The organism is Streptomyces sp. B21-105, assembly GCF_036898465.1.
Classification (GTDB): domain Bacteria; phylum Actinomycetota; class Actinomycetes; order Streptomycetales; family Streptomycetaceae; genus Streptomyces.
Map to the genome: position 1 here is coordinate 1,982,947 of NZ_JARUMJ010000001.1, position 15,908 is coordinate 1,998,854.

Here is a 15,908-nt window from a genome sequence, read left to right on the forward strand (position 1 = left end):
TTCGCCCGTTCGCGGCGTGTCGGCGGGGTTCGCGCACGAACGGTGCGAGCCAAGCTGGGCCGATGGACGAAGACAGCCGCCTGGCCCGCTGGGAACAGCGCACCGAGGTGCCCCTCGCACTGGTTTCCCTGGCCTTCCTCGTCGGCTACGCGATCCACGTCCTCGCCCGGGACATCACGGACGGCTGGCGGGACCTCTGCTTCACCGTGATGCTGGCCGCGTGGGCGATGTTCGCCGCGGACTACGGGGTGCGCTGGAGGCTCAGCGGTCAACGGCTGCGCTTCGTGCGCACCCACTGGCTGGACGGACTGGTGGTCGTGCTCCCCCTGCTGCGCCCGCTGCGGATCGTCAAGCTCTACGAGGCCGTGCAGCGCCGGCACGGGCAGCCCCGGTTGTCGCTGCACGCGCGCGTGATCACCTATGCCGGGCTGTCCACGGGACTGCTCGGCTTCGCCGGCGCGCTCGCCGTGTACAGCCAGGAACGCGGAGCGCCGGGCGCGAACATGAAGACCTTCGGCGACGCCCTCTGGTGGACCTGCGAGACGCTCACCACCGTCGGCTACGGCGACATCACCCCCGTCACCGTGCGCGGACGGCTGATCGCGGTCGGGATGATGGCGTGCGGGCTGGCCCTGCTGGGCGCGGTCACCGGGTCGTTCTCGTCCTGGCTGATCCAGGTGTTCTCGCAGGACGACCGCGGGAGCGACCGCGGTCCCGCGGGCCCCGGGGACGGCGAAGGGCCCCCGAGGTGAACTCCCCGGGGGCCCCGCGCGGCACGACGTCAGAGCGGCACGACGTCAGACCTGCGTACGCTCCTCGACGACCTTCGCGATCTTCGCGATGGCCTCGTCGAACGGGATGCCGTTCTCCTGGGAGCCGTCGCGGTAGCGGAAGGACACCGAACCGCCAGCCATGTCCTCGTCGCCCGCGATGACCATGAAGGGCACCTTCTGCTTCTGGGCGTTGCGGATCTTCTTCTGCATCCGGTCGGAGGAGGAGTCGACGTCGACCCGCAGCCCCTGCTTCCTGGCGGCCGCGGCGAACTTCTCCAGGTAGTCGACGTGCGTGTCGCCGATCGGGATGCCGATCGCCTGCACCGGGGCCAGCCACGCGGGGAAGGCGCCCGCGTAGTGCTCCAGGAGCACCGCGAAGAACCGTTCGATCGACCCGAACAGGGCCCGGTGGATCATGACCGGCCGCTGCTTGGAGCCGTCGGGCGAGGTGTACTCGAGCTCGAAGCGCTCCGGCAGGTTGAAGTCGAGCTGGATGGTCGACATCTGCCAGGTGCGGCCGATGGCGTCCTTCGTCTGGACGGAGATCTTGGGGCCGTAGAAGGCGGCGCCGCCCGGGTCCGGGACCAGGGGCAGGCCCTGCTTCTCGGCGACCTGGCGCAGCGTCTCGGTCGCCTCCTCCCAGACGTCGTCCGAGCCGACGAACTTCTCCGGGTCCTTGGTGGACAGCTCCAGGTAGAAGTCGGTCAGGCCGTAGTCGCGCAGCAGGCCGAGGACGAAGGTGAGCGTCTTGTCGAGCTCCTCCGCCATCTGCTCGCGGGTGCAGTAGATGTGCGCGTCGTCCTGGGTGAAGCCGCGCGCGCGGGTCAGGCCGTGCACGACGCCCGACTTCTCGTACCGGTACACGGTCCCGAACTCGAAGAGGCGCAGCGGCAGTTCGCGGTAGGAGCGGCCGCGCGCGTCGAAGATCAGGTTGTGCATCGGGCAGTTCATGGGCTTGAGGTAGTAGTCCACGCCCTCGTCGAGCTGCATGGGCGGGTACATGCCGTCGGCGTACCAGTCCAGGTGCCCGGACTGCTCGAAGAGCTTCCCCTTCGTCGCGTGCGGGGTGTAGACGAACTCGTAGCCCTCCTCCTCGTGGCGGCGGCGCGAGTAGTCCTCCATGACCCGGCGCACGACGCCGCCCTTGGGGTGGAAGACCGCGAGGCCGGAGCCGATCTGCTCCGGGATGGAGAACAGGTCGAGTTCGGAGCCCAGCTTGCGGTGGTCGCGCTTCTCGGCCTCGGCGAGGAAGTCGAGGTGTGCCTTCAGCTCGTCCTTGGTCGGCCACGCGGTGCCGTAGATCCGCTGGAGCATCGGGTTCTTCTCGCTGCCGCGCCAGTAGGCGGCCGCGTTGCGCATCAGCTTGAACGCCGGGATGTTGCGGGTGGTGGGCAGGTGGGGACCGCGGCAGAGGTCCTTCCAGCACAGGTCGCCGGTCTTCGCGTCGAGGTTGTCGTAGATCGTCAGCTCGCCGGCGCCGACCTCGACATCCGCGCCGTCGTCGGAGGAGGCCGAGCCCTTGAGGCCGATCAGCTCCAGCTTGTACGGCTCGTCGGCGAGCTCCTCACGGGCCGCTTCGTCGGTGACCACACGGCGGGAGAAGCGCTGGCCCCGCTTCTGGATCTCCTGCATCTTCTTCTCGACGGCCTTGAGATCCTCGGGCGTGAACGGCTTCTCGACGTCGAAGTCGTAGTAGAAGCCGTCCTTGACCGGCGGGCCGATGCCCAGCTTGGCTTCCGGGAAGAGCTCCTGCACGGCCTGGGCCATCACGTGCGCGGTGGAGTGGCGCAGGATGTTCAGACCGTCCTCGGAGGAGATCTCGACGCCTTCGACCTCTTCGCCGTCCCGCAGCACGTACGCCAGGTCCCTGAGCTCGCCGGCCACGCGCGCGGCGACGATCGAGCGCTCGCCGGCGAAGAGGTCGGCGGCCGTGGTGCCCGTCGTCACCGTGCGCTCTTCCCGCTCGGAATCGCGTTGGATGATCACACGGACGTCTGACACCGGTCTCTCCTGACTGAAGGCGGATGCGGGCGCCGTACCGTGGGCGCGCGCAATAGGGGATCGTACCGACCCGCACCCGCCGACCGCGAAATCAGCCCTCGCCGCCCGGCCGGGCGCTACTCCCCGCCGCAGGCCTCCTCGAAGAAGTCGACGTTCTCCTGGAGGGACTTCAGCAGACGGTCCCGCTCCTCCTCGTCCACCTGCACGGGGACGACCCCGCACGCGCCGGTGACCCTGCGGAACCCGCCCCGGCTCTCCAGCCGGCCGCGCACCCGCACCGGCAGCCCCACCAGATGGGCCTGCCCGGCGATGCGGTAGTCCTCCTCGTCGAGGGTCAGCCGGACGTGCGGGATCTCGGCGCCGGCCAGTACCCGCAGTCGTACGCTGCCCTCGCCGCGCGGCCCCGACCTGCGCATCCGGACCACCGTGCCGGTGATCCGCACCGGCACGGAGGGCTCCTCGCGCAGATAGCGGGCGCCCGCCTCGCGCAGCACGGGCAGGTCGCCGGGCGAGAACTCGACCGGTTCGCCGCCGGGGGCGCAGTCCTCGGGGACGCCGGCCGCGGGCGCCCACTCGACGGCGATCCGGGCGCCCTGGGTCCCCCGCACGAGGGTGATCAGCGCCTCGGTCAGCTCGCGGCTGGCGCCCGCCTCCACCGCGCCGTCGAAGGCGTCCATGGCGCCGGCCGCCCGCTGGTAGTCGATGGCCTCCCGCACGGCGTACAGGGCCTGGTGCAGCCGGACGGCGAGCGGGCGGGCGCCGGCGACCGGCGCGAAGGCCGTCAGGCGACGCCCACCGGCCGCGGAGCCCACGAGGACGCCGTCCAGCGTCGCGAGGGCGGCGCGCCGGTGCCGGGCCCCGTAGTAGCCGGCACGCGCGCGCGTGGCGAGGGCGCCGGCCAGCAGCATCTGGCGGACCGCGCCTCGCAGCTGTTCCTCGACGGCCCAGGAGGCGGCCCCGGCGGGCCCGGCCGGCGCGTCCCGCCACCAGCGGATCTCGTCGCTGGGCACGGCGAGCCCGAGGAGCACCTCGCGGGCGGAGGGCGTGCCGCTGCGGGCCAGCGCCAGGAGCGCCTCGCCCAGCAGGTCGTCGCTGTCGGGAAAGGCCCGGCTCTCCGGCACGAGCAGGCTGGTCGCCGCGCCGCCGGGGCCGGGCGGGGTCCAGCGGCCGTAACGTCCGGTCGCGCCGCCGCGCCGCTGCCAGCCGTGCCGGCGCAGCAGGGCACCGAGGACGGCCGGGTCGACCTCGGCGGTCTCGGGGTGCCGGTTCCAGTGGGCCTCGGGGTGCGGCCGCACCGGCCGCAGGCGCTCGTCCAGGGGGCGGTGGGTCACGGTCTGCCTCCCGTCCCGGCTCGCGTCATGATCTCGCACAGCGCCCGGTCGTCGAAGATGCGTGCGGTCGGTATCCGCACGGTGGTGCGGGTCCGGCCGGTGATCGGGTGGCCGGCGAGATTGACCCAGTAGCAGCAGTGCCGCAGGTCGAGGCGGTCGTGGCCGGCCCGCAACCACTGTTCCCGCGCCCGGGGAACGATCATGACGACCAGGATCTTGTGCACCGTGACGGGGGTGCGGGCGAGCTTGCGCAGGTGGTCGTTGTCGAGGGTGAAGGAGAAGGAGTGGCCTGGCGGGTCGGGCCGCACCTGGTAGGTGGCCTTCAGCTGCACCTTGATGGTGACCTCGTCGTCGACGGTGTGGCCGGGGGCGCTGTGGCTGACGTGCCAGTCGATGCCGTTGTCGGGGAAGGGCTGGGACAGCGAGCATCCCGCGGCGGCCGCGACGGCGTGCAGATAGCCCACCTGCAGTGTCTCCATGCAGGCGGTGGTGGCGAGCGTGCCGCGTTCGACGCCCGCGCGCTCGGGCAGCAGCCCGCTCCGCTCGGGCTGCGCTATCGCCATGACCAACAGCCTTCCCCGCAGACCCGTTCCCCGTGACGGGCCGCTGAACTGCAAAGACCCGTACTCGTGTTGTGTCCTTCCGGCGTACGGCGCAAACAGCCCGGGTATCACCAAACTGGCAGAAGACGGTGCGTCAGCTGCCGTGGCTGAACGAGGGGTTGGATTGGTATGACGTACTGGTACGAGGGCCCTCTGGCCTCCTTTGACACGGAGACGACGGGTGTCGACGTGGAGACCGACCGGATCGTGTCGGCCGCCCTCGTCGTCCAGGATGCGCCGGGGGCGCGGCCGCGGGTCAGCCGGTGGCTGGTGAACCCGGGCGTGCCGGTGCCCGCGGGGGCGACGGAGGTGCACGGACTGACGGACGAGCATCTGCAGCGCAACGGCCGCTGGCCGGCGCCGGTGATGTTCGAGATAGCCCAGCTGCTCACCGAACAGGCCGCCGCGGGCCGCCCGTTGGTGGTGATGAACGCGCCGTTCGACCTGACGCTGCTCGACCGCGAGCTGCGCAGGCACCGGGCCTCGTCGCTGGGCCACTGGCTGGACGCGACGCCGCTGCGGGTGCTGGACCCGCGGGTCCTGGACAAGCAGCTGGACCGCTACCGCAAGGGGCGTCGCACGCTCACCGACCTGTGCGCGCACTACGACGTGACGTTGGCGGAGGCGCACGACGCGGCGGCCGACGCCCTCGCCGCGCTGGAGGTCGTCCGCGCGGTAGGGCGCCGGTTCGCCGCCCGGCTGGAGCGCCTGTCCCCGGCCGAGCTGCACGCCCTGCAGACGTCCTGGCACGCCGCTCAGGCGCGGGGGCTCCAGGCGTGGTTCGCGCGCAGCGGCTCGCCGGAGACGGTGGACACGTCGTGGCCGCTGCGGCCCGAGATGCCGGCAGCGGCGTAGGCGCCCGCCCCGGGGCCGGTGCGGCGAGGCGCGTCGTCCGGCCTGCCTCCGGGCACGAAAAAGCCGGTCCGCTCGATGCGGACCGGCCTCTCCCGGTGGGCGATACTGGGTTCGAACCAGTGACCTCTTCGGTGTGAACGAAGCGCTCTCCCACTGAGCTAATCGCCCGGGAACGCACCGAACAATACAGGGCTCCGCGGGCTTCCTTCAAACCGCTTCCAGGTACGCGGTCAGGCCGCGGCGCCCGGCCCGCATCATCAGTCGGTGGTTCAGCCGGAACACCGGCCGCCCCGGCACGGCGAACCGTCTCAGCAGTGGCTTGTTCACCTCGACGGCCTGGTCGTAGCGGGCGAGGCTGCCGGCGCCGTCGGCGGTGACGGTCCAGCGCGCCCACCCGTCGATGTCGCCCGACAGCGCGGTCTGAAGGATCCCGGCCGCGGGGTCGCGCCGCACCTCACGCGCGGTGAATGTCATGTCGTACGGGAGGAGGGAGCGGATGCGGATGACGCCGGTCGTGTCGTCGATCCGGTTCACCTCGCGCACCTGGGGCCACCAGCGCGGGTAGTCCTCGGCTCGCTCCAGCACGTCGTACACGCGCGTGGGCGGCGCGTCCAGCGGCCACAGGCTGCGAAAGCGGTAGCGGGTCCAGTCCATGGGCCGAGTGTGCCCGTCCAGGGGGGCGGCCGGCTGTATCTGAGTAGGTCCCTGAGTACGTGCGCTCATGCCCGTTCACGTGACGCGAGCCACACTCCCAGGCATGACGCATATTCCGCCCCCGGCCGACGAGCTGCGGTTGCTCGACGCGGAGCTGTGGCGACTGGACGCCCGACGGGCTCAGTTGCTGACCCGCCGGGCCTGGCTGGTCGCCGCCCTGCAGCAGACGGCGGCGGGCTCGGTCCAGCCGACCGCCCCGGTCCTGCCGGGCCCGTCGGAGCCCCGGGTTCCGGTCGCCCCGCCTGAGGCCACCGCCCCCGGCGTACAGAACGTTCTCCTGCTGCTCGGCGGCATCCTGCTCACCGTCGCGGCGATGGTGTTCACCCTGGTCAGCTGGGGTCATCTCGGGATCGTGGGCCGCTCCGCGGTGCTGGGCGCGGTCACCCTGGCGGTGCTGGGCGCACCCGTGGCGCTGCTGCGGCGGCGGCTGCGTTCGACCGCCGAGGCGGTCGCGGGCCTGGGTCTGGCGCTGACCTTGCTGGACGCGTACGCGCTGCACGAGGCCGCGTTCCCGGCGGCGGACGGGACGACGTACGCGGCGGTCACCTTCACCGTGCTCGCGGCACTGTGGGCGGGGTACGGCACGGCCCTCGCCGCGCTGCCGGGCTCGGCCACGCCGCGACTCCCCCGCCCCGCCGCCCTGACGGCTGCTCAACTCGTGCTGCCGCTGTGGTCGGTGTCGGCCGACGGGGGTCCGCGTACGATCACGGTCGCGGTGCTGCTGACGGCCGCCTTCGACGCGGCGGTCGCGCTGCGGGCGTCCGAGCGAGCGGTGCGTCTCGCCGCCGTGGTGTGCGCGGCCGCGACGGGTGGCTGGGGCGTGCTGACGGCGGGCCTGCTCTCGGTGGACGCGACCGCTCCGGGCGATGCGGCACGGGCCGCGGCGCTCCTCGCCCTCGCGGCGGCGATCGCCCTGGCGGTGACCCGGTTCGCCCCGGGGGCCGGCCTCGCGACGGGCACGGCGGCGGTCGGCGCGCTGTGCGCGGTCGTCGGCCTGGGCGGGGTCCTGCGGGCGTCGCTGCCCGGCGACTGGGCGGTGCCCGCCTATCTGGCCTGCGGCATCGCACTGTTGGCCGGGCCCCGGGGTTCGAATGCGGTGCGCCGGGGCTTCTTCTGGGCCTCCGGCGCCGTGCAGGCGGGCGCGGTGCTGTGGTCGGTGCCGGCCGTCGGCGTCGCGCTGCTCGGGCCGGTCCCGTGGCTCGGGCGGGTGTGGTCCGGCGCTCCCGCCGACGCCCGGGCCGCGGCGGCGACCGACGCGTTCTGGCCGCCGTACGCCGTCGCGGTCCCCCTCGTCCTCCTCGCGGTCGCCGCGGTCACGGCGGCGGCGGTCCGCGACGAGGAGTGGCGGGCCCAGGCACGGACCGCCGCGCTGACACTGACGTGGGCCGCGGTGCTCGTCACCCCGGCGGCCCTCCAACTCCCGTACGTCGTCGGCCTGTCGGTGCAGGGTCTGCTGACGTTGGCCCTGCTGGCGCCGGCGTCGCGGACGGCCACCGCGCTCGCCCTGGGCTCGTCCCTCGGTCTCGCGTTCCTCTCGCTGGCCGCCGAGCCCGCCACGCTCACCGTGCTCGGCTCGCTCACCGTGGTGTGCGCGGCAGCCGCACGGCGCGGGCGCTCGGTGCCGGTGACCGCGGCCGCCTCCCTGGGCTACGCCACGGCCCTGGCCTGCGCGGCGGGCGCCGCCGCCGGCTGGCGGCCGGAGCACATCGCGCTGCTGGTGCTGCTGGTCCCGGCCGTCGCGGCGCTGGTCGCGCCCCGGACCGGCGACGCGGCCACCACGCTCGCGGTGGAGGCGACGGGCGCCGTCGCGGGCCTCGTCGCCATCGGGCTCGCGGTGTTCGACCTGCCCCTGCTCGCCCTGGTGCTGTCGCTGTGCGCGGTGATCGCCGCGGGCACAGCCGTCCGTCCGGACCGTCGCGTGGCCGCTCACGTGGCGGCGGTGCTCTTCGTCCTGGCCTCGTGGGTGCGGCTGGCCGACTGGCGGGTGGACACGCCTGAGGCGTACACCCTGCCGGTGACGGTCCTGGCGCTCTTCGTGGGCGTTCTGCGCCGGCGCGCGGACCCGCAGGCCTCGTCCTGGACGGCGTACGGCCCCGGGCTCGCCGCCACCCTTGTGCCCAGCCTCGCCGTCGCCTGGTACGACCCGGAGTGGGTCCGCCCCCTGCTGCTGGGCGCGGCCGCCCTGACGCTCACCCTGCTGGGCGTCCGGCACCGGCTCCAGGCACCGCTCGTGCTGGGCGGCGCGGTGCTCACGCTGGACGCGCTGCACCAACTCGCGCCGTATCTCGCCCAGGTGGGCGACGCGCTGCCCCGCTGGGTGCCTCCCGCCCTCGCCGGACTGCTGCTGCTCGCCCTCGGTGCGACGTACGAGCAGCGACTGCGGGACGTCCGGCGGGTGCGGGAGGTGCTGGACCGTATGCACTAGGCCGGTGTCCCGGCCTGGGCCCTGGTGGCGCGGCCCGTCCCGGGACGGCTCCCGGGACGGGCCGGCGTCCGTCACGGCATCTTGTCGCCGAGCAGTGCCAGGTTCTCGATGGCCGCGAGGCCGTAGAGCGCGGTGTCGTTCGTGGCGACCCAGGTGGCCTCGCTGCCCGCGACCAGGGTGGCGGGGCCGCTGAGCGGCTCCGTCTTCCACGGCGAGGACTCGGTGTAGCCGTCGGAGCTGTAGAACTTCGTCCACGCCCGCTTGGCGAGCGCCGCGTCACCGGTCTGGACGGCGGCGTAGGCGTCGAGACGCGAGTGGCCCTGGAAGAGCAGCAGGGTGCCGAAGTTGGAGCCGTAGCGGGCCGCCTGTTCGGTCTTGCTGGCGTTGAAGTAGCGGCAGTAGTCGAAGTAGGCCTCGTTGAACTTCGGCATGTCGACCAGGTGGATCAGCTCGGCGCACAACTCGTTGAGGCCGAAGACGGCCGACAGGTGCGAGACCTCGACCTTGGGCTTGTCGGCGACGGCGAACCTGCCCGTGTCCAGGTCGTACAGGCCGCTGCCCTGGACGAACCCGTTGGGCTGGGCGGCGATCGTCTCCATGGTCGACAGCACACGCGCCTTGGCCTTCTCCCACTTGGGGCCCTTGCGCTCCCACTCGGTCAGCCACGCCGACACCAGACCGCTCCAGTCGGTGCCGAAGCCGATGGACAGGGCGTGCCGGTCGGGCGTGTACGGCTCGGTGCGGATCTTGCGCAGCGGGTCCAGGGCGAGGAACGTCTCGTCGGAGTCGACGTTGGCGTGCATCAGGTCGCCGACGCGTTCGTCCGCCGTCAGGAAGTAGTAGTAGCGGCGGTAGGTGGTGTTGGCGATGCGCTGCTGCTTGGCGCTGTCGGCGTAGTGCTGGACACCGTGCCGGGTGCCCAGGCCCGCCCACTTGCCGAGGTGGTAGACGTCGACCTCGCCGGTGTGCCGGGTCATCGACTCGGCGAAGCGGAAGATGTCCGCGCGGCCGCTGCGCAGGTATGCGAACCACAGCCAGAGGTCCGGCGACAGCTCCGAGTTGTCCCAGGCGTAGCCGCCGATGTCGTACCGCCACTGGTGCCGGACGGTGTCGTAGGTGTGCATGATGTCGCCGTAGTCCCAGAAGCCGTACCAGCGGCGCTGCTCCACCTGGCCCTTGTAGTAGGTGAAGAGGAAGTCGAGGTGGTCCTCGATCTTCGCCTTGGCGGGGGTGGAGCGGTCCGGCTCGGAGTACAGGCCGGGCCCGAAGACCTTGGCCTTGATGAGCTGCTTGGGCGGGGCCGCGAGCTGCGGCAGCACCCGCACGGCCTCGACCTGTTCGGCGAGCTTCTCGGGGGTCGGCGTCGACTCGTTGGCCCAGAAGAGGAGTTCGGAGGTGCGGGCGATGCCGTAGGGGGTGCCGAAGCCGGGCTCGTAGTCCTCGTAGGTGATGTTGAGGCCCTCGAGCTGTTCGGGGAAGGTGTCCTGGCCCATGCCGTCGTGGTAGAAGCGCAGGTCCATGGGCTGCGCCTCGGGCGACCAGAGCCAGAGGGTGACCTCGGCGGCGTCGGTCTGGGCGTCGCGGATGTCGAGCTGGGCGGGGTGCTTCTCCCAGAAGTCCCGCAGGCCGAAGGAGAATCCGCCGCTCACGCCGCCGACGTACCCGAATCCGGAGGCCCGCCTGCCGCCGCCGGCGCCGATCCAGCCGTGGCCCTTCTTGGTGCGCTTGCGCAGGGTGAAGCCGTCGGCGGACAGCTGGGAGAGGGTGTAGTCGCCCCACTCGGGGATGTACTGGAGGCGGGTGGTGACCCGCTGGTCCCAGGTGGCGGGGTCCGGGAGCTTCTGGCCCGCGTACTGGGCGGCCTGCACCGCCGCGCCGGGGTCGCGCCGCAGTCCGGTGATGCCCTTGACCGCCTCGCGCAGCAGACCGGTGCCCTCGCCGCCGATGCGGACGTGCCGGTCGTAGGACTCGTCGCGCATCGGGACGGTGAAGCGGACGCCGAGGCCCCTGATGAAGTCGCCGCTCGCCTTGCCGGGCTCCTGCTTCCCGTCGTAGGTGATGGTGTGCACCATGCGGAAGGAGTCGGCGCCCGCGTAGAAGTAGAGGCGGATGGAGAACGGCAGCCAACTGCGGCCGCCCTTGCGGTGCTTGCCGTCGATGCGGACGACCGCGCGGACCGGGCCCGACTGCTCGACGCTCACCCCGTCGATGGCGCCCTCGAAGCGCTCGGTCTTGACGGCGCCCTGGTCCTCGTCCTCGATCTCGGGCTGCCGGATCAGCACCAGGCGGCCGTTCCTGGCGATCTCGGTGGAGCCGCGGGTGACGGACTTGATGAGGGTGGCGCCCGAGGTGCCGATCTTCGCCGTGATGACACCCGTCGACACGTCGATGGTGCCGCCGCGCTTGGCGACGCTGACCTTCTTGGCGGGAGCGGCCGGTGCGCCGGCGGCCAGGGTGAGCTTGCCCGACCCCGAACTCACGGCGTGCGCGGTCCACTTGAGGGAGCCGTCCGGCCAGTAGGCGATCGGCCAGGACTGTACGGGGACGTCCTTGCCGGCCGCGTCGGTCAGCGCGAAGGTCTGGTCCTCCTGGTACGCACCCATGGGCCAGGGCACGCCGAGCGTGGAGCCGGGGGCGGCGCCGAGACCGCCGTCCTCCAGCCAGTCCAGGGTCACCGGATCCGTGTCCGCGGCCGCGGCCGCGGTTCTCGGCGCGGCGTCGGCGTCCTTGGTTCCGAGGGCCCAGCTGAACTGCGCGGCGGCGCCGGCGACGGCGGCCGCTTTGAGGAGGGACCTGCGGGGGATGGGGGACATGGCCTTTCCTTTCCGTGCGCGTGCAAGGTGGTCAGGGTCATGGGGTGGCAGGGGTACGGCGTGGTCAGGGGCAGGAGGCGTCGGGGCATGACGCGGTCAGGGCATGACCGAGGGAGGTACGGCGCCCGCGGCGCCGACCAGGCGGTGCGGGGGCACCGCCGTCAGCGGCGCCGGTACCGCTGCTCGACGGCGACGGCCGCTGCAGCGACGGCCCCGAGGACGGGGACCGCCAGCGGCAGGACGAACAGGGCGGACAGGGTGACGACGGCGAGCCCGCAGACGACCAGGAAGGACCCGGCGGGGTCCAGCACGGTCCGCCGCCCGGCGTCCGCGACCAGCGCCCGCCAGGCGGAACCCGGCGTCCAGACCGCTGCGGCCCGCAGCAGGGCCACGGCGAGCCCGATCAGCGCGAGGATGCCGACGGCCCCGACGAACGGCCCGCCGGGAAGACCGGCCCGCACGGCCTGGACGTCCGTCCAGACCGCGGCGGCCGCCGCCCAGCCGGCCAGCCCGACGGCCCACCCGCCGCGCACGGCCGCCCGGAAGTCCGCGGCGAACTCCCGCAGGCCGCCGTTCTCGTGGCTCGTACGGCGACGCAGGTGCCGCGCGCCGGCCGCGAAGGCCGCGGGGTAGGTGACGACCCCGAGACAGGCCACGGCGATCCACACCCCGGTGAGCAGGCACTCGGCGAAGACCGCGAAGCGCTCGCCGAACACCGACTCCTTGCGCGTGGAGCGCGCCTTCACCCGTGTCTGCGCCATGGTGACCGCCTCAGCCCTTCAGTCCGGAGGTCGCCATTCCGTCGATGAGATAGCGCTGGAAGGCCACGAAGAAGGCGATGACCGGCACCAGCGCCACCAGCGACATCGCGATCATGCTGCCGTAGTTGGAGATGCCCTCCTGGTCGCGGAACATCATCAGGCCCAGCGACACGGTGTACTTGGAGGGGGTGTTGAGGTAGATCAACGGCCCCATGAAGTCGTTCCACGCGTTGATGAAGGTGAAGATGGCGCTGGTGATGAGGGCGGGGCGGCTCAGCGGCAGCACGATGGACCAGTACGTCCTCAGGTGCCCGCAGCCGTCGAGCTTGGCGGCCTCGTCCAGCTCCCGCGGCAGCCCGCGCATGAACTGCACCATCAGGAAGACGAAGAACGCCTCCGTGGCCAGGAACTTGCCGGCGACGAGCGGCACGAGCGTGTCGATGTAGCCGAGGTTGCGGAACAGCACGTACTGCGGGATGAGCAGCACATGGTACGGCAGCAGCAGGGTGCCGATCATCAGCGTGAACAGCACGTTCCGGCCGACGAACCTGATCTTGGCGAGGGCGTACGCCGTCAGCGAGCTGGACAGCACCACGCCGACCACGGCCAGGACGGCGTACAGCAGCGAGTTGGTGAAGAAGCTGGTGATGGAGATGCCGGAGATGCCGTCGGCGAGCCCGGAGAAGTTGGCCCAGACCGGCTCGGTCGGCAGCAGGTCGAGGCTGGCGATGATGTCCTTGCTCGGTTTGAACGAGGCGCCGAGCACCCAGATCACCGGGTAGAGGACGACCGCCAGCACGAGCAGGGCGCCCACGTGCCAGGCAAGGGATCCGGCGCGCCGCCGCTCGCTCGCGGTGCGTACGACGGGACTGGTGGCACTGGTCACTTGGCGGCCTCCTCGTAGTGCACCCACTTCTTCTGCGACCAGAACAGGACGGCCGTGACGAGCGCCACCGCCACCACCAGCGTCCAGGCCATCGCCGAGGCGAAGCCCATCTGGGCCTCCTTGAAGCCCTTCTGGTACAGGTAACAGGTGTAGACGAGGGTCGCGTCGGCCGGTCCGCACCGGGTGTCGGAGACCACGTACGCCGAGCCGAACACCTGGAACGCGTGGATGGACTCCAGCAGCACGTTGAAGAACAGCACCGGGGAAATCATCGGCAGCGTGATGTTCCAGAACCGCCGCAGGGGGCCGGCCCCGTCCATCTCGGCGGCCTCGTACAGTTCCTGCGGCACCTGCTTGAGCCCGGCCAGGAAGATGACCATCGGCGCGCCGAACTGCCAGATGCTCAGCGCCACCAGGGAGTACAGGACGTAGTCCGGGTTGCCGATCCAGCCGCCGACGTCGACCCCGAAGATCTTCTGGGTACGGTCCACCACGGCGTCGTCGGAGAACAGCGCCCGCCACACGAAGCCCACGGAGACGCTCGCGCCGATGAGCGACGGCATGTAGAAAGCGGCCCGGTACAGGGCCTGTCCCCGCCGCCTCTGGGCGAGCAGCAGCGCCACCCCGAGTGCGAGGAGCAGCTTCAGCGGTGTCGCCACGACGACGTACTTGAGCGTGACCTCGACCGACTTCTGCCAGCGTGGGTCCTGGAACATCGTCGTGAAGTTGTCCAGGCCCACCCACTTCGGCGGCGTGAACAGGTTGTAGCTGGTGAACGCGTAGTAGAGCGACGCGATCATGGGCCCTGCCGTGAGCAGCAGGAACCCCGCGATCCACGGCGACATGAAGAGATAGCCGGCGAGGTTCTCGCGGCGCCGCCCACGCCGCCCGGCGGCAGGAGCGGCGGACCGCTTCTTCGCCGGGCGCACGGGCGCTTCCTTGACGAGCGTCATGGTGGTACGTCCCCTCAGCCCGCGAACGCGGCCTTGGCCTCGCTGAACAGCGCCTTCGCGGCGTCGGCCGGCTTGGCCTTGCCCTGGGAGACCTCAGCGCCGATCCGCAGGAAGGCCGCCTCGATGACGTCCGCGCCGGACGGGTGCGGGGTGATCTTGCCGAGAACGCCGGCCTTGGCGACCTCGTCCTCGTACGCCGAGACGCCCTTGTTGTTGGGGTCGGTCGGCTTGAAGGCGTCGTACTGCTCGGTGGTGGCGAGGATGCCGCGGTCGTAGCCCATGATCTTGCCGACCTCGGGGTCGTGGACCATGAAGTCGATGAACTGGGCCACTTCCTTGGGGTGCTTGGTCCCGGAGAAGGCGCTCAGCATCAGCGAACCGAGGTACTGGCCGGTGTTCTTGCCGTCCGTGGTGGGGATCGGCGCGAGCCCGTAGTCGGAATCGCCCTCGCCCTGGTAGCGGATGGAGAAGTTGTCCCAGGTGAACTCGGAGGCGGCCAGGCCCGCCGAGAGACCGGACTTCGGCTTGACCTGCTCGATCTTCTTGGGATCGGCGACGAGACCGGACTTCACGCGCTTGTAGCCGTCCTCCCACCACTGGGTCAGATCGGCCTCGGTGAACCCGAGATCGCTGTCGGTGAAGAAGGCCTTGCCGTTCTGCCGCAGGTACAGGTCGTAGAGGTACATGATGTTGAAGTAGCCGGTGTCACCGGCGATCTTCAGCTTGTCCTGGATCGTCTGCAGCGCGGCGAAGTACTCGTTCCAGGTCCAGCCGAACTTCGCCTCGACGCCTGCCTTCTTGAAGGCCTTGAGGTCGATCACGAGCGCCATGGTGTTGGCTCCGACGGGTATGCCGATCTGCTTGCCGTCGACCTGACCGTTCGCCAGAACGCCGTTGCGGAAGTTCTCCAGGTTCAGGTTCCCCGCGTCCGCCTGCGCCTTGAGGTCCATCAGAACGCCGCGCTTGTCGTACTTGCGCAGAAAGCCGACCGCGTTCTGGAAAACGTCCGGCGGATTTCCGCCGGAGGCCTGGGTCTGGAACTTCTCCCAGAACGCCTCGTAGTCGGTGAATTCGGGCTTGATCTTGATCTTCGGGTACTTCTTCTCGAAGAGCGCGATCGTCTTCTTGATGGCGATGGTGCGCGGCTCGCCACCCCACCATGCGTAACGGATCGTCACCGTGCCGTCCGCGGAGGTCCCGCTGTCTCCCCCACACGCCGTAGTCGTCGCGGCCAGCCCGAGCGTGGCCGCCGTGGCTCCGGCCGCCTTCAGGATCGTTCGCCTCTCAACATTCCTGCTGGTTCCCACAGTCGGGCCCCTCCCCGCAGCGTCGTTGCCGCTTGCATGAATCGTTTCAAGAAAGCGCTTGCTGGCACAAGGTACGAGGGGCGTGCGGGAGCGTCAATGATTCGGACAGGAATTTCTTGTGAGCGGGTCAAGCGGCCGGGTGCGGGCAGGGCCATCGACCCCCGCGACAGAATCGGCGAACTCGCTGGTCAGAGGGGTCGGTTCAGGGGGCCGAACGGCAGCGGCGAGCCGCGTACGGCTGCACGGGCCGCCGAAATCCGGCTGCGCGAGCGGGACATGAGAGACGTGGGGGGCGGAAGACGTTGCCCGGGAGGAGAGTTGACTGCGGGCATGCGCGGGCGGGCACGGGTTCAAAGCGATGGGACGGGACGGGACCGGGGGGAGGCAGAGGCGCGGCGCACGCTGGGTGAGCGGAGGCCGAGGGCCTTGCCGCAGGACGCAAGGTCGAACGCCAGGCACCGGAGGCGAGCGGACTGCGTCAGGCGCG

12 protein-coding genes and 1 tRNA gene are annotated in these 15,908 nt (G+C 71.3%); 3 read left to right on the plus strand and 10 right to left on the minus strand.

The genetic code is table 11. From position 1 onward, the window contains the following. The first annotated feature begins 62 nt into the window (after positions 1 to 62). Positions 63 to 752, plus strand: a complete 690-nt coding sequence (locus tag QA802_RS08855) for a potassium channel family protein (RefSeq protein ID WP_319166075.1) — start codon at positions 63 to 65, stop codon at positions 750 to 752. 45 nt (positions 753 to 797) lie between these two features. On the opposite strand, the gene thrS is transcribed toward QA802_RS08855, so the two are convergent. The 3 genes from thrS to QA802_RS08870 all read right to left on the minus strand — a co-directional run bounded on the left by thrS (position 798) and on the right by QA802_RS08870 (position 4,668). Further along, positions 798 to 2,774 carry a threonine--tRNA ligase gene (gene thrS, locus QA802_RS08860; RefSeq protein ID WP_334519682.1) on the minus strand — a complete coding sequence of 659 codons (1,977 nt, stop codon included), beginning with the start codon at positions 2,772 to 2,774 and terminating at the stop codon, positions 798 to 800. A gap of 116 nt (positions 2,775 to 2,890) precedes the next feature. Continuing rightward, on the minus strand, positions 2,891 to 4,105 hold the full coding sequence (locus QA802_RS08865) for a hypothetical protein (protein WP_334519685.1): 1,215 nt from the start codon (positions 4,103 to 4,105) through the stop codon (positions 2,891 to 2,893). After that, the gene (locus tag QA802_RS08870) at positions 4,102 to 4,668 is read right to left on the minus strand and encodes a DUF4365 domain-containing protein (RefSeq protein WP_319166077.1); all 567 of its coding nucleotides are present in this window, start codon (positions 4,666 to 4,668) and stop codon (positions 4,102 to 4,104) included. The genes QA802_RS08865 and QA802_RS08870 overlap by 4 nt, the downstream gene beginning before the upstream one ends. Before the next feature lie 168 nt (positions 4,669 to 4,836). Between QA802_RS08870 and QA802_RS08875 the strand changes: the two genes are divergently transcribed. Beyond that, on the plus strand, positions 4,837 to 5,562 hold the full coding sequence (locus QA802_RS08875; protein ID WP_319166078.1) for a 3'-5' exonuclease: 726 nt from the start codon (positions 4,837 to 4,839) through the stop codon (positions 5,560 to 5,562). A gap of 96 nt (positions 5,563 to 5,658) precedes the next feature. On the opposite strand, the gene QA802_RS08880 is transcribed toward QA802_RS08875, so the two are convergent. Together QA802_RS08880 and QA802_RS08885 are read right to left on the minus strand one after the other, a co-directional pair. Then, positions 5,659 to 5,730 (minus strand) — tRNA-Val (locus tag QA802_RS08880). Between the two features lie 39 nt (positions 5,731 to 5,769). Next, the gene (locus tag QA802_RS08885) at positions 5,770 to 6,216 is read right to left on the minus strand and encodes an SRPBCC family protein (RefSeq protein ID WP_334519690.1); all 447 of its coding nucleotides are present in this window, start codon (positions 6,214 to 6,216) and stop codon (positions 5,770 to 5,772) included. Positions 6,217 to 6,283: 67 nt separating this feature from the next. Here QA802_RS08885 and QA802_RS08890 point away from each other — a divergent pair, with 67 nt between their 5' ends. Next, the gene (locus QA802_RS08890; RefSeq protein WP_443042082.1) at positions 6,284 to 8,701 is read left to right on the plus strand and encodes an SCO7613 C-terminal domain-containing membrane protein; all 2,418 of its coding nucleotides are present in this window, start codon (positions 6,284 to 6,286) and stop codon (positions 8,699 to 8,701) included. A 71-nt stretch (positions 8,702 to 8,772) separates the two neighbouring features. Here QA802_RS08890 and QA802_RS08895 read toward each other — a convergent pair whose 3' ends face one another. From QA802_RS08895 to QA802_RS08915, 5 genes are all read right to left on the minus strand, one after another. Continuing rightward, positions 8,773 to 11,514, minus strand: coding sequence for an exo-rhamnogalacturonan lyase family protein (locus tag QA802_RS08895; RefSeq protein ID WP_334519695.1), 2,742 nt, complete (start codon positions 11,512 to 11,514; stop codon positions 8,773 to 8,775). A gap of 161 nt (positions 11,515 to 11,675) precedes the next feature. Further along, a complete protein-coding gene (locus tag QA802_RS08900) occupies positions 11,676 to 12,275 on the minus strand; it encodes a hypothetical protein (RefSeq protein ID WP_334519697.1) in 600 nt (199 codons plus the stop codon). A 10-nt stretch (positions 12,276 to 12,285) separates the two neighbouring features. Then, positions 12,286 to 13,161 carry a carbohydrate ABC transporter permease gene (locus tag QA802_RS08905; RefSeq protein ID WP_334519700.1) on the minus strand — a complete coding sequence of 292 codons (876 nt, stop codon included), beginning with the start codon at positions 13,159 to 13,161 and terminating at the stop codon, positions 12,286 to 12,288. After that, entirely contained in the window at positions 13,158 to 14,114 is a 957-nt protein-coding gene (locus tag QA802_RS08910; RefSeq protein WP_334519703.1) for a carbohydrate ABC transporter permease, read from the minus strand. The genes QA802_RS08905 and QA802_RS08910 overlap by 4 nt, the downstream gene beginning before the upstream one ends. Before the next feature lie 14 nt (positions 14,115 to 14,128). Next, the gene (locus QA802_RS08915) at positions 14,129 to 15,421 is read right to left on the minus strand and encodes an ABC transporter substrate-binding protein (RefSeq protein ID WP_319166085.1); all 1,293 of its coding nucleotides are present in this window, start codon (positions 15,419 to 15,421) and stop codon (positions 14,129 to 14,131) included. Between the last annotated feature and the right edge of the window lie 487 nt (positions 15,422 to 15,908).

What these genes read in the sequence shown, in the direction of transcription:
- QA802_RS08895 (WP_334519695.1), bottom strand. Translation starts at nt 11,514, where the DNA reads ATGTCCCCCATCCCCCGCAGGTCCCTCCTCAAAGCGGCCGCCGTCGCC.
- QA802_RS08890 (WP_443042082.1), top strand. Translation starts at nt 6,284, where the DNA reads ATGCCCGTTCACGTGACGCGAGCCACACTCCCAGGCATGACGCATATT.
- QA802_RS08900 (WP_334519697.1), bottom strand. Translation starts at nt 12,275, where the DNA reads ATGGCGCAGACACGGGTGAAGGCGCGCTCCACGCGCAAGGAGTCGGTG.
- QA802_RS08885 (WP_334519690.1), bottom strand. Translation starts at nt 6,216, where the DNA reads ATGGACTGGACCCGCTACCGCTTTCGCAGCCTGTGGCCGCTGGACGCG.
- QA802_RS08870 (WP_319166077.1), bottom strand. Translation starts at nt 4,668, where the DNA reads ATGGCGATAGCGCAGCCCGAGCGGAGCGGGCTGCTGCCCGAGCGCGCG.
- QA802_RS08910 (WP_334519703.1), bottom strand. Translation starts at nt 14,114, where the DNA reads ATGACGCTCGTCAAGGAAGCGCCCGTGCGCCCGGCGAAGAAGCGGTCC.
- QA802_RS08875 (WP_319166078.1), top strand. Translation starts at nt 4,837, where the DNA reads ATGACGTACTGGTACGAGGGCCCTCTGGCCTCCTTTGACACGGAGACG.
- QA802_RS08855 (WP_319166075.1), top strand. Translation starts at nt 63, where the DNA reads ATGGACGAAGACAGCCGCCTGGCCCGCTGGGAACAGCGCACCGAGGTG.